Origin of the sequence: Brachyspira aalborgi (genome assembly GCF_008016455.1) — a bacterium.
GTDB classification, from domain to species: Bacteria; Spirochaetota; Brachyspiria; order Brachyspirales; family Brachyspiraceae; genus Brachyspira; species Brachyspira aalborgi.
This window is the reverse complement of the sequence record NZ_SAXU01000001.1, coordinates 613,292-625,596: the sequence shown is the minus strand read 5'-3', so window position 1 is coordinate 625,596 and position 12,305 is coordinate 613,292. Positions and strand designations below refer to the sequence as shown.

The following is a 12,305-nucleotide window of genomic DNA, read 5'->3' as shown; positions in this document are numbered from 1 at the left end:
AATAGAACTATTGAGATTTTATTGAATTCTGAATTATGTTTTGGAAGTTATACTTCAAACCCTTCAATATTTTTAGGAGCGGTTTTAGGAAAAGAAAAATTTATAGAAGTAAATTCGCTTGATTTTAGAATTCTTTAATTAAGTGATAATAAAAATTATTAAAAATATTTTATCCGTTTCCGAAAAATTAACATAATACTTTATAAATTAGAAAAACATAATTAATAAAATTTGGAGAATTTTTTAATGAGAAGAGAAAATTTTGAATTACAAAACGCTGATATGCAACAGGAATCTTGGCGTATATTTAGAATAATTGGAGAGTTTGTCGAAGGTTTTGAAACTATGTCTTATTATAAAAACGCGGTTACGATTTTCGGAAGTGCAAGAACTAAAGAGGAGCATCCGCATTATAAAGCGGCTTATGAAACTGCAAAATTACTCGCTAAAAATAAATACGATATAATAACTGGAGGCGGACCTGGAATAATGGAAGCGGGAAATAGAGGAGCTTACGATGCGAATGGGAATTCAATCGGATTATGCATAGAACTTCCGCATGAACAAAAAACAAATCCTTATGTTAAAGAAGAAATTAAATTCAGATATTTTTTTGCAAGAAAAGTTATGTTCGTTAAATATGCAAAAGCTTTAATAATATTTCCAGGCGGATTTGGAACTATGGATGAAATGTTTGAAACTTTAACTTTAATACAAACTAAAGTATTGCATAGAATTCCCGTTATAGTTTACGGAAAAGAATTTTATAACGACCTTTTAAATTGGATAAAAAAAGATATGATTAACGAACAGTATATAGATGTGGAAGATTTGGATTTGCTTAATTTTATGGAAACTCCAAAAGACGCTTTAAATATAATTAAAAAGTTTTATAAAAATAAAAAATGAAAATTGTAATAATAATTTTATTAATGGGAAATATTTTATTCGCTCAATTTCTTCCCGAACTTTTTGAATTAAACGGTTATAAAACTTTAAAATTTGGAATGAGCGTTGAAGAAACCGAAAATAAAATTACTAATTATAATTTAATTTTGTTTGCCGATTATTTTGAAACAATAGAATTAAACGAAAATACTTTATTAAATATCTATAAAAACGATAAAGAAGAATTGGCTTATTATTTATATTTTTACAAAGACGCTTTATATAGAATAGAAATTTGCAATCATATAGGATACAGTTATAATAATCCAAAATTTTCTTATCCCGCAGAAGGCTCGAAGATAGACGATATAAAAGAAAAATTAAAAATGGAATACGGAGATACTTCAAAAACCGACATTAAATATTTTTCATATTATAACAAACCTTTTGAAGAATATATTTTATGGTGGACATCCGATTTGGTTTCAATATCGTTATATGTAAAACCCGATTTAGATACTTTGGATAAAACAATAAAAAAATATTCTTATAGAATTTCTTTTTACGATGAAATTAAAATGAAAGAAATTAATAAAGATTATAAACGACACAAATAAAATAATCTATAATATTGATAATTTTCATTTTCTATAATAAACTATTTTCTATGATTTTTACGATTTTTTATATTTTAATAAATATTATATTTACCATATTAAATTTTATAGCGGTATTTGTTTTATATATTTTTGTCCGTCCTTTTAGCAAAAAAAAATCTATAATAATAAGTCATTCGATTGCAAAATTTTGGGGAAGAAGTTTAATGAAAATGGCTTTTATAAAATTTGATTTGGAAAATAAAGAAAATTACGATTTGAAAAAAGTTTATTTGCTAACTCCAAATCATCAAAGCGCTTTTGATATATTCTGCAGTTTCTGTATATTCAAAGGTTTATACGCTTTCGTTTCAAAAGACACTTACGGAAAAGTTCCAATGGTTGGTTTGGGAATGAAACTTGCAAATTATATATTCGTTAAAAGAGGAACTGTAGGAGCCGTAAAATCGATAGAAGATATTAAAGAGAGATTAAATAATAAAACTAGCATTGTTCTATATCCTGAAGGCACAAGAAGTAAAACGGGAGAGATAAATATGCCAAAAAGAGGAATTTTAAAAGTAGCCGATAAATGTCCCGATATTCCAATTTTGCCCGTAGTTATATACGGAACTAAAGATATAATGAAAGCGAGGAGTTTTAAAATAAATCCTTTTAGAAAAATTAAAGTAAGATTTTTAAAACCTTTTTATTTTAAAGATATCGAAGGAGATGAAAATACTAAATTAAAATATTGGCATGATATTATGACAAAAAATTATAATGAATTAAAAAATAAGGATAATAATGAATAATAATAAATCTATAGCGCTTGCTTTATTAGCTTATATTCTATGGGGACTTTTGCCTATATATTGGAAAACGGTTCAAAATTTTAATTCCGCTTTCGTTTTGGGAATTAGAGTTATAACGACTTTTATATTTACTTTGATAATAATAATTTATAAAAAGCCAAAATTAAACAGAGGGAAAAAAGCGTTATTACAAACTATAATCGCGGGAATTCTTGTTGGCATTAATTGGTTTTTATATATTTATACCGTAAATTCGGGAAATGTTTTGGAGGCTGGACTTGCGTATTATATATGTCCGATATTAAGTATTTTTATAGGAATAGTATTTTTTAGAGAGAAGAAAAAACCTTTGGAATATTTGGCTATAATTTTAATGTTTACGGGAATGATTTATCAGACAATAACATTAGGCAAATTTCCGATTATGGCTTTTTGTATAGCTTTAACTTTTTCAATTTACGGAATACTTAAAAAATTTACGGTTTATTCTGCTTGGGAGAGTTTATTTTTAGAGACTTTTGCAATAATAATTCCTTCTATAATAATCGCTAAAATTTATTTTCCGCAACATCCTCAACCGATTTCAAAATGGATAGCTTTAATGTTTTCTGGCATTGCTACGGGAATTCCTCTATACTTATTTGCAAAAGCCGCTAAAGGACTTCAAATTTCTATGCTTGGATTTTTGCAATTTTTAGTTCCGTTTATGGCTACTATTCTTGCAATATTCGTTTACAAAGAAGAAATTAATATTAATAGAGCGATAACTTTATGCATTATAATATCCGCTTCAATTATTTATTCTATATCGATATTTAAAAATTCGCATACTAATAATAGTAAAAATTAAATTTATAAATTCCGATTATATTAGTATATTGACTTTTTTATAAAATTTGCTAAATTTATATATATAAATAAAAAAAATTAGGTTTATAACAATGAAAAAAATATTTTTAACAATTTTATTAGTAATTGCAGTTTATTCGCATAATCTTAAGGCTGTAAGTTTGTCTATGGGATTTTTAGGACAATTTGCAATAAGCGGAGCGTCTACAAATAAATCTATCCCGTCAGATTTTAGAGATTTTGATTCTGGATTTTCTTTTTTAATCGGAGTAAATCAAAGTTTAGTTAATACATTATCCGTATCTATTTTAGCGGAACTCGGATATTATCATGATTCTTATGATTTCAAACATAATATGTTGGGAGATAGAATAACCGAAAATTATCAGTTTGATAGTTTTCTTATAGGAGGATTTGGAAAATTTCATTTTTCTTTTTTCTCTTTGGGTATAGGCGGAGGAATAAAAATTCCAATTTCGGCAGTTTATAAAAAAGAAATTAACTCAAGCGCCAATAGATATTATTTAAGCAGAGGAGATATAAAAGATATTTTTCAAACTTCTATTATTCCGTATTTAAAAGCTTCGCTTGATTTTAGTATATTTAATTATGCATTATTCGGTTTATATGTTAATTATGATTTTCCAATAAAATTTCAGAAAAATAATTTTATGGATAATATAATAGTAAATAAAAATTATATGACGGGATTAGACATAGGAATTCAACTTGGATATTTCGTCAATTTTGAAAAATATAATAGATAAAAAAAGGAGTTTTATTTATGAGAAACAAATTTATTATATTTACGATTTTATTTATAATTTCTTTTTATAAATTAGACGCTGCAAATTTTGTAGTCGGTTTTATGGGACAGTTTGGAGCAAGCGCCGCAACTACAGAGAAAGGAAAAATATTTAATTCCGATTTTAGAGAATTTGAAAGTTCTTTTTCTGTTCAGCCTGGAATTTTCTTTTCTTATTACGATACTATATCTTCAGCAATATTTTTAGATATTGGATATGGAAAAGACAGATATGAATTTAGACATGGAGAAAGCGAAAATAGAATAATTGAAAATTTTAGATTGAATAATATTTCTATCGGACTTTTACCAAGAATTAATTTTGGATTTTTATCTATTGGAATAGGCGGAGGCGTTAAATTTCCAATTTCAATGACTTATTCAAGAGATAATGAAAAGAAGTATAAATTAGATTTGGGCGATATAAGAGACACTTTGAATAATTTTTACTATCCTTATATTAAGGCTTCAGTTGATTTTTTAATCAAAGGCAAAAACAAATTTATGATGACGCTTGGAGTTTATGCGAATTATGATTTTCCTTTTAATTTGAAAAATAATGGAATATTAAAAGATGCATATAGTAAAGAAAATATTGCATCGTTTGATATTGGTTTTCAAATAGGATTTTATATTATAAATTTATAATTTTTTATAATTTTAATATTATAACAGAAGCGGATATTTTTTTTAATTAATTTTTCATTATAAAGAATTTAATTATTTACTAAACTTTAATTTAAGCATTTAAATTCATAATCCTACTTTATTGGGATATAATAATTTATAATCTCTTTCGCGTCCCGCTTTAAGATAATCTTCGGGAATAACTTTCCAATTATTCAATTTTTCAACCATTATACTATTAGTTTGCTCTTCAAACCATTTCATCATATAAAATCTTAAATCTTTATCGGTAGATTTAATTACCAAATCCATATTTTGCAAAGTTTTCAAATCTATTTTAGCTCCTTGCGTCAAATGTCCTCCGCCTCCGCTTCCTCTATAGGAATTAATAGCTATTTTATATTCTTTATTCAAATCAAAATTAGAACCGTCAGACATAGAAATTATATTTACTCTCTCGCCATAACCTTTTCTAACATCGACAATATAATTTAATCCTCCAAAGCTTTCATAATTATAAGTTTGAGTTAAAGTATCGTAAGAATTATATCTATTATTAAAAATCAAATTTCCGCTTGCGTCTCTTTTAAAATATATCAAATGTTCGTTAATATTCGTCATGCGATTAAATTGTCTGCAATAAGAATATTCCATAATATATTTTATTTGCTTTCCTGTAAGTCTCATTACATAAAAGAAATTTTCATAAGGATACAAATTAAACATATCTCTAACTTTAACTTTTCCAATATTCAAAACGGCGTCTTTGCTTAAAGGCGCTGCAAAAGAAATATCCGCTTTCTCTCCAAGTTCTTTTTTAGCTATTTCAAATTGCAAATTATGAATAAAACTTAAAAAATAACTGTCTCCAAATATAGCTTCGTCTGAAGTTAATTTTGTATTTAACTCTCCAATATCTCTTTCAACCCAAATTTTAATTTCGTCTTTATAATCATTAAATCTATTTAAAAATTCTTTATCCGCTTCAAATTTTGAAGGTTCTATTAATTCTCCATTAAAATCAATATTCCATTTTTTAATTTCTTTATCGTAAATCATTCTAACATCTACCGAAGCGATTAATCTTGCCGCGTTTACTCCTCCGTATATCGGAACAATTTTATCGCTCGGACTTTTAACATCTTTAGTTTTTTGTTTTGTAATTTCATCGTAACCTTTGCCACTCCATCCTTGATGGTCATGCCCTACAAATATTATATCGAAACCGTCAACTTCTTGAGCTACCAATTGACTTGCATTTTCATTTTTATATTTTTCTTTATCTTCCGTATAATTTACTCCCGAATGAAAAAGCCCTATAATTAAATCGGGTTTTTCTTTTTCTTTTATAATCTTTATCCATTTTTTAGCGCATTCAATCATATCTTCAGCTATTATTCCTTCGTATAAAATTTTTGGAAGTTGTCTTTCTATCGCAGGCTCAATCATCCCTAAAACTGCAATTTTTATTCCGCTTTTCTTTATAATCGAATAAGGCTTAAAATAAGGCTCTTTAGTTTTTTCGTTTATTAAATTAGCGACAATAACAGGCGCTTTAATTTCTTTGACAATTTTATCGTAAACTGTATGCCCCGCCTCAATATCATGATTTCCCATAGTTATAATATCATAATTCATATAATTTAAAACTTCAGCCCAAATATGTTTTTTATTTGTAGCGATAAAATTATAATAATAAACCGTAGGCTGTCCTTGAAGAGTATCGCCGTTATCAAGCAGTAAAACCGTTTTTCCTTCGCTTTTCAATTTTTTAATATACGAAGAAATATGAGCCATTGAAGTATTTTCTTCTCTGTCTGTAATAAAATTATATGGAAAAATCATTCCATGAATATCGGTAGTTTCGACTATAGTAAAATTAATCTCGCCTTTCGGCTTGCATGAAAATAAAGATAATAAACTAAATAAAAAGTTAAACATTAATAAAAAACCTTTTCTCATAAAATAAACTCCTAAAATTTAGGCTATATATAACATTGTAAAAAGAATTAAATAAATATTTTATTCAATTCTCAATACTCTTTTAATAACTTCAATATTATTAATTATAAAACAAATTGAATTAAAAAGATATATCGAAGTTATTAAAATAAGCGCAAATAAAAATATTCTTTTAATAATAGTTTTCGATTTGCTTTTTTTATCTTCTTCCCAAAATAATTCAATTATGTCTTTCTTTTTATTATTTGGTTTTTTAGAATTATTATTTTTCTTAAAAACTATTCTAAATATAACGGATAATATTAAATATAATAAACAAATCGCTATAATAAAATTAAATATTAAATAAAGCGTAATTATTTGTTCTATATTATTTAAGTTAAATCTATTCAATTTATAACTCCATTTTATTTTATATATTTTAAATACTAATTACAAAATTATCTCCATATTATAATTAATAAACGATAAAGTATCGGAAGAAGAACAACCGTTAAAGCTCCCGCCAAACCTATTGCAAGCCCCGACATAGCGCCTTCGGTTTCTCCCATTTCTATTGCTTTGCTCGTTCCAAGCGCATGCGAAGAAGTTCCTATTCCCAAACCTATTGCAAAAGGAGATTTTATTTTAAATATTTTACAAATGAAAGGCGCGACTATAGCTCCCGTTATTCCCGATAATACTACCGATAAAACGGCTATAGATTTTATTCCGCCTATGCTTTCGGCGATATCAACCGCTATTGCCGTAGTTACAGATTTTGGAAGTAAAGATAAAAGTATATTGTCGGATATTCCAAATAATTTTGACATTATAAAAATTCCTATTATTCCGATTGCGCTTCCTATGGCTATACTTATTAATATAACGGGCAGATTTGCTTTAAGGATTGGAAGATTTCTGTATATTGGAAGAGCCAAAACTACTGTGGCTGGTCCTACTAAAGCGTTTATAAATTTTCCGCCGCTTTCATTGTAAACGCTATAAGGAATATTCATAAAATATAAAGAAAAACCAACTAAAACGGCGCTTGTCACTAAAGGCGTTAAAATCGGCAGTTTTGTTTTTATATAAATAGCGTATGAAATAATATAAGCTATTAAAGTTATAACTATTGGTATTATAGGATTTGATTTAAATAATTCTATCATTTTTTATTTTCCTTTCTTAATTTATTAAATAATCTTTCTAAAAATTGAGCTATTAAACCCGTAGAAACCATTATAACGATTACCATAAATATGCATATTATTAAAAATGGAATAACATATTCTTTTATATATTTATATTCTTCCATTATCGCCAAAGTTGCGGGAACGAATAATAACGCCATATTATTTATTAGAATATCGCTCGCTTTATCTATATGATGTTCTTTTAGTATTCCCGTTAAAAGAAAAATAAAGAGCAAAAACATGCCTATAACATTTGCGGGTATTGGTAGTTTTAATGATTTTCCTAATATATCAGAAATTGAATATATTGAAAAAATAATTGTAAATTGTTTTATTAATGCCAAAATTTATGCCTCTTCTTAATTAAATTAATAAATTTTATTAAAGATTATATATATAATATTTCGTTTTTCAATGCTTTATATTATAATTTTGCAAAATTAATTAATTAAACGCTTGCTATTTTTTATATTATTGTTATAATGCATTTAATTTAATAAATTTAATTAATAGGAAAGATTATGAATAAATTATTTTTCATTATATCTTGTAAAATGCTCATTCTACTTTTCGATGCATTGGCTTTTCCTCATATCTAAAAATTAGTAATCCGTGAGATTATAGAAATCAAAATTCAATTTGAAAAACAATAAAAAATAAATATAAATTATAAATTATAAATTAAGGAGTTTATAATTATGGAAAATTTAGAAAATAATAATAAAATAAGTAAAAAATCAATAATAGAAAAAGTAATTCTATTAATAATAATAATCGCTTGTATATTAATTTATATATTTGTTCCAAAAGTTAATTCTACGATTAACGATATATTTAAAATGTTCGCAACGGGCGATTTTCAAGTAGTTAAAGAATTTGTAGCTCAATACGGAGCTTACGCTATGGCGGTTTCGTTTCTTCTTATGATATTGCAATCTGTTATAGCGCCTTTGCCTGCATTTTTAATTACTTTTGCAAACGCCAATTTATTCGGCTGGTGGCAAGGAGCTATATTATCCTGGTCGAGCGCTATGGCTGGAGCGGCGGTATGTTTTTATATAGCAAGAATATTAGGAAGAGATGTCGTTGAAAAACTTACAAGCAAAACGGGATTAAAACAAATAGACGATTTCTTTGATAAATACGGAAAGCATAGCATATTGATAGCGAGATTATTGCCTTTCATTTCTTTCGATATAGTAAGTTATGCGGCTGGTTTAACTTCTATGGGATTTTGTGGATTTTTTATAGCTACGGGAATAGGACAGCTTCCAGCTACTATAGTTTATTCCTATGTCGGCGGAATGCTTACGGGAGGAGCGAGATTATTTGTAACGGGACTTTTAATATTATTCGCTTTATCAGTTTTGATAATTTTAATTAGACAAATATATTTAAGTAAAAAAAATAATAATAAAACAAATGAAAATGAAAACTAAATATATTAAATTAATTATCTTTATAGCGCTTGTTATAATTATATTAATATTAAATCATAATTATAAGCTATACGAAAAAATTAATAATTTAGATAATTTTAAATTTATGATAAACGAAAATATTATTAAAGCGTCTATTATATATATTATTATAACGGCTGTAGGAAGTTCCGTTTTAGCTTTGCCTGGCGTTACTTTCGCTTTATTTTCTGGAATATTATTCGGTCCAATATTAGGTATGATTTTATGTTCAATATCGGCTACAATGTCCGCTTCAATATCTTTTATTATATCGAGATTTTTTCTTAAAGACAGCGTTAAACCTTTGATAGAAAAAAATAAATATTTAAATAAAATATTATTTGAAGACGGAAACAAAAACGCCATTATGCTTTTAATGATAACAAGATTAGTGCCTTTATTTCCTTATAATATACAGAATTTTGCCTATGGGATAACCGATATAAGTTTTACTTTATATACAATATACACTTTTATATTTATGCTTCCAGGAATTTCGCTTTTTACAATAGCTTCCGCTGGCATTATATCTCAAGAAAATAGAGCTTTATATTTTTTAATAGCGGGAATTATATTTGTATTCGTTTTGATAATATCAATATATTTAAAGAAAAAATATGTTAATAATAAATCTATATAAAATTATAGATAAATTATAATAAAAAAATTTTTTACAAAGGAGTAAAAAAATGACAAACAAAATTATTTTAAGACTGCTTGCGATATTTACATTGAGCGTTTTGGCTTCATGCTCTAAAACTTCGCAAACGGAAGAGTTAAAAAACTCTATGGGAAGCCCAATATTAAGAGATAACGGCGCCGTTCCCGTTATTATTGACGCCGAAAAGAGAGAAGTCATAATAGAGGCTGAAGTAAACGGAAAATACTTTAACTCTCCTACGAGACATGGCGTAGTATTTAAAGGAGGCTCAAACGGAGATAAAGCGGTTTTAAGAGGACTATGCGATGAAAGAGAATTTTATCAAGCTTTAGTCGACATAGGAGCGAAACCAGGAAACAATCTCACATTTGAAGATATGAAGCTTGGCAAAACGGTTGAAGGCGAAAAATTAGATGTTTTCGTTAAATGGGACGGACTTGAAAAAGAAATACCTTTCGCCGATATAATCAAATCAGCCGATTATAGAACTATGGACTTAAGATTTGGCGGCAATTTTGAAAATGCAAAGTCAAAAAGAACGGGATGCATATTATGTCTCGATAGTTGCGCGGTTGGTATTGTAAGCGATGCAGCCTATGAAACAGGCGCTGTTGAAATAAAAAAAATAGACAGATTCGGCAGAGAAGATATTTTGCCTAAAGACGGAACAAAGGTTTTGGTTATATTTAGAATATCTTCTAATAATTAATTAAAAATAGGAAAATAAAATGAAGTTTTTTACCGTTCTATATAATACGCTTTTTTGGTCGTTATTAGTATCTTTTATTATGTTTAAAAATACATGGATTGAGATGCGTATTAATATAGGAACGGTTTTGTTTATATTATGGATATTGTTTTTTATAATATTTTATAAATTATATTTTATCAAAAATATTTTTAAATTTTCAATTATAAATCTTATAATATTTGCAATTTTAAGTTTAATAATATTAAAGCCTAAAGGATTAATTTATATTCCGTCCTCGATTATAAGAGAAGGATTGCATTTAATTGGAATACTAAATTTAAATGTCGTTAATGCGGTTTTAAGTATTTTTATAATATCGGGAATATTACTTATTTATATTTTTAAAAAATTAAAGAGAGTATAATTTGAGTAAAAACGGTTTAATAATATTTACAAGAATACCAGAAGCGGGCAAAACAAAAACAAGACTTCAAAGCAAATTATCTAAAGAAGAATGCGCTAATTTGCATAAATGTTTTTTGAAAGATATTTACGATATATTTTTAAATTTAAACGATATTGATATTATTATTTGTCATACCGAAGAAGGAGATTTAAATATATTAAAAAATATTTTTTATAAAGAGAATTTATATATTAAGCAATACGGAAATAATCTTAATGAAAAAATGTATAACGCTATAAAAGAAGTTTTGAGTTTAAAATATGACAAATGCGTTTTAATAGGAGCAGATATACCAGAAATTAACAAAGACGATATAATAAACGCTTTTAATTTACTTAAAAATAACGATTTCGTATTTGGAGCAAGTTATGACGGCGGATATTATCTTGTAGGCATGAAAGAAGCTAACGATATAATATTTAAAAGCGGAAGCGGAAATTTAAAAGATATAATTAATATTGTAGAAGCGAATAATTTAAAATACGGATTAACGAATAAAAAGCATGATATAGACGAATACGAAGATTTAATAGATTTATCAAAAAGAATAAATATAAATGATAATAAATTAAAAAATACAAAAATATTTTTAAAAGAGATTGAAGTTATATAATTATGGCAGTATCGATAATAATACCTACTTTAAACGAAGAAGAAAATATAGAAAATTTATTAAATAATTTAAAAAGTTTAAAAGGAGATTTTGAAGTAATATTTTCAGACGGAGGAAGTTTAGATAAAACCATAGAAATAATTAAAAATTTTGGAGATTATAAAATTATAAAATCAGAAAGAGGCAGGGCAAAACAGTTGAATAACGGAGCTAAAGAAAGCAATAAAGATATATTATTATTTTTACATGCCGACAGTATTATAGAAGAGGATGTTTTAATAAAAGTAGAAAATTTTATAAAAAATGGGAATAAAGCGGGTTGTCTTAAAATAAAATTTGATAGTAAAAAAATTATTATGAGATTATTTGCAATTCTTTCAAATTTGAGAGTGAAATATAGAAACATAGCTTTTGGAGACCAAGGAATATTTATAGAAAAAAAACTTTTTGAAGATATAGGAATGTTTGACGATATTCCGATTATGGAAGATTATAAATTGTCAATAAAATTAAAAAATGTATTTCCTATAAAATATATAGATTCTTATATTATTTCTTCTTCGCGTAGATTTGAAAAAAACGGAATTTTAAAAACGGCTTTACTTATGCAGAAACTTCAATATATGTTTAGAAGAGGAGTTTCTATAGATAAGATTGCAAATATATATAACAGTATGAAATAAAAAATATTTTAAGG

15 protein-coding genes are annotated in these 12,305 nt (G+C 26.2%); 11 read left to right on the top strand and 4 right to left on the bottom strand.

Annotated elements, in window-relative coordinates:
* Positions 1-246: 246 nt before the first annotated feature.
* The 6 genes from EPJ79_RS02880 (at position 247) to EPJ79_RS02855 (ending at position 4,601) form a co-directional block, all read left to right on the top strand.
* Positions 247-909, top strand: a complete 663-nt coding sequence (locus EPJ79_RS02880; protein WP_147526621.1) for an LOG family protein — start codon at positions 247-249, stop codon at positions 907-909.
* Complete coding sequence (locus EPJ79_RS02875) at positions 906-1,505, top strand: hypothetical protein (RefSeq protein WP_147738378.1); 600 nt, start codon at positions 906-908, stop codon at positions 1,503-1,505. The genes EPJ79_RS02880 and EPJ79_RS02875 overlap by 4 nt, the downstream gene beginning before the upstream one ends.
* A gap of 50 nt (positions 1,506-1,555) precedes the next feature.
* Complete coding sequence (locus EPJ79_RS02870; RefSeq protein ID WP_147737358.1) at positions 1,556-2,299, top strand: lysophospholipid acyltransferase family protein; 744 nt, start codon at positions 1,556-1,558, stop codon at positions 2,297-2,299.
* Positions 2,292-3,149, top strand: a complete 858-nt coding sequence (rarD, locus tag EPJ79_RS02865) for an EamA family transporter RarD (RefSeq protein ID WP_147738377.1) — start codon at positions 2,292-2,294, stop codon at positions 3,147-3,149. The genes EPJ79_RS02870 and rarD overlap by 8 nt, the downstream gene beginning before the upstream one ends.
* 91 nt (positions 3,150-3,240) lie before the next feature.
* Positions 3,241-3,915 carry a hypothetical protein gene (locus tag EPJ79_RS02860; RefSeq protein WP_147737360.1) on the top strand — a complete coding sequence of 225 codons (675 nt, stop codon included), beginning with the start codon at positions 3,241-3,243 and terminating at the stop codon, positions 3,913-3,915.
* A 17-nt stretch (positions 3,916-3,932) separates the two neighbouring features.
* Positions 3,933-4,601, top strand: coding sequence for a hypothetical protein (locus tag EPJ79_RS02855; protein WP_147738376.1), 669 nt, complete (start codon positions 3,933-3,935; stop codon positions 4,599-4,601).
* Between the two features lie 105 nt (positions 4,602-4,706).
* On the opposite strand, the gene EPJ79_RS02850 is transcribed toward EPJ79_RS02855, so the two are convergent.
* Genes EPJ79_RS02850 through EPJ79_RS02835 form a run of 4 tightly spaced genes read right to left on the bottom strand, consistent with a single transcriptional unit; the run spans position 4,707 to position 8,061 of the window.
* On the bottom strand, positions 4,707-6,542 hold the full coding sequence (locus tag EPJ79_RS02850; RefSeq protein WP_147738375.1) for a bifunctional metallophosphatase/5'-nucleotidase: 1,836 nt from the start codon (positions 6,540-6,542) through the stop codon (positions 4,707-4,709).
* A 60-nt stretch (positions 6,543-6,602) separates the two neighbouring features.
* Positions 6,603-6,935 carry a hypothetical protein gene (locus EPJ79_RS02845; RefSeq protein WP_147738374.1) on the bottom strand — a complete coding sequence of 111 codons (333 nt, stop codon included), beginning with the start codon at positions 6,933-6,935 and terminating at the stop codon, positions 6,603-6,605.
* Between the two features lie 47 nt (positions 6,936-6,982).
* Positions 6,983-7,693: an LrgB family protein gene (locus EPJ79_RS02840; protein ID WP_147738373.1), complete on the bottom strand. Its 711-nt coding sequence runs from the start codon at positions 7,691-7,693 to the stop codon at positions 6,983-6,985.
* Positions 7,690-8,061, bottom strand: coding sequence for a CidA/LrgA family protein (locus EPJ79_RS02835; protein ID WP_147738372.1), 372 nt, complete (start codon positions 8,059-8,061; stop codon positions 7,690-7,692). Before EPJ79_RS02835 ends, EPJ79_RS02840 begins: the two co-directional genes overlap by 4 nt.
* Before the next feature lie 354 nt (positions 8,062-8,415).
* Here EPJ79_RS02835 and EPJ79_RS02830 point away from each other — a divergent pair, with 354 nt between their 5' ends.
* The 5 genes from EPJ79_RS02830 (at position 8,416) to EPJ79_RS02805 (ending at position 12,291) form a co-directional block, all read left to right on the top strand.
* Entirely contained in the window at positions 8,416-9,156 is a 741-nt protein-coding gene (locus EPJ79_RS02830) for a TVP38/TMEM64 family protein (protein ID WP_147738371.1), read from the top strand.
* Positions 9,157-9,262: 106 nt separating this feature from the next.
* On the top strand, positions 9,263-9,817 hold the full coding sequence (locus tag EPJ79_RS02825; protein ID WP_244289054.1) for a TVP38/TMEM64 family protein: 555 nt from the start codon (positions 9,263-9,265) through the stop codon (positions 9,815-9,817).
* Between the two features lie 49 nt (positions 9,818-9,866).
* Positions 9,867-10,547 carry a YdjY domain-containing protein gene (locus EPJ79_RS02820; protein WP_147738369.1) on the top strand — a complete coding sequence of 227 codons (681 nt, stop codon included), beginning with the start codon at positions 9,867-9,869 and terminating at the stop codon, positions 10,545-10,547.
* A gap of 407 nt (positions 10,548-10,954) precedes the next feature.
* Positions 10,955-11,608 (top strand): TIGR04282 family arsenosugar biosynthesis glycosyltransferase, encoded by a 654-nt coding sequence (locus tag EPJ79_RS02810; protein WP_147738367.1) that lies wholly within the window; start codon positions 10,955-10,957, stop codon positions 11,606-11,608.
* 2 nt (positions 11,609-11,610) lie between these two features.
* On the top strand, positions 11,611-12,291 hold the full coding sequence (locus EPJ79_RS02805) for a TIGR04283 family arsenosugar biosynthesis glycosyltransferase (RefSeq protein WP_147738366.1): 681 nt from the start codon (positions 11,611-11,613) through the stop codon (positions 12,289-12,291).
* Positions 12,292-12,305: the final 14 nt, after the last annotated feature.

Bases quoted from the DNA above. Each gene is read 5' to 3' on its own strand.
- EPJ79_RS02820 (WP_147738369.1), top strand. From the start codon at position 9,867: ATGACAAACAAAATTATTTTAAGACTGCTTGCGATATTTACATTGAGC.
- EPJ79_RS02825 (WP_244289054.1), top strand. From the start codon at position 9,263: ATGATAAACGAAAATATTATTAAAGCGTCTATTATATATATTATTATA.
- EPJ79_RS02830 (WP_147738371.1), top strand. From the start codon at position 8,416: ATGGAAAATTTAGAAAATAATAATAAAATAAGTAAAAAATCAATAATA.
- EPJ79_RS02860 (WP_147737360.1), top strand. From the start codon at position 3,241: ATGAAAAAAATATTTTTAACAATTTTATTAGTAATTGCAGTTTATTCG.
- EPJ79_RS02850 (WP_147738375.1), bottom strand. From the start codon at position 6,542: ATGAGAAAAGGTTTTTTATTAATGTTTAACTTTTTATTTAGTTTATTA.
- EPJ79_RS02875 (WP_147738378.1), top strand. From the start codon at position 906: ATGAAAATTGTAATAATAATTTTATTAATGGGAAATATTTTATTCGCT.
- EPJ79_RS02870 (WP_147737358.1), top strand. From the start codon at position 1,556: ATGATTTTTACGATTTTTTATATTTTAATAAATATTATATTTACCATA.
- EPJ79_RS02805 (WP_147738366.1), top strand. From the start codon at position 11,611: ATGGCAGTATCGATAATAATACCTACTTTAAACGAAGAAGAAAATATA.
- EPJ79_RS02840 (WP_147738373.1), bottom strand. From the start codon at position 7,693: ATGATAGAATTATTTAAATCAAATCCTATAATACCAATAGTTATAACT.
- EPJ79_RS02855 (WP_147738376.1), top strand. From the start codon at position 3,933: ATGAGAAACAAATTTATTATATTTACGATTTTATTTATAATTTCTTTT.
- EPJ79_RS02880 (WP_147526621.1), top strand. From the start codon at position 247: ATGAGAAGAGAAAATTTTGAATTACAAAACGCTGATATGCAACAGGAA.
- rarD (WP_147738377.1), top strand. From the start codon at position 2,292: ATGAATAATAATAAATCTATAGCGCTTGCTTTATTAGCTTATATTCTA.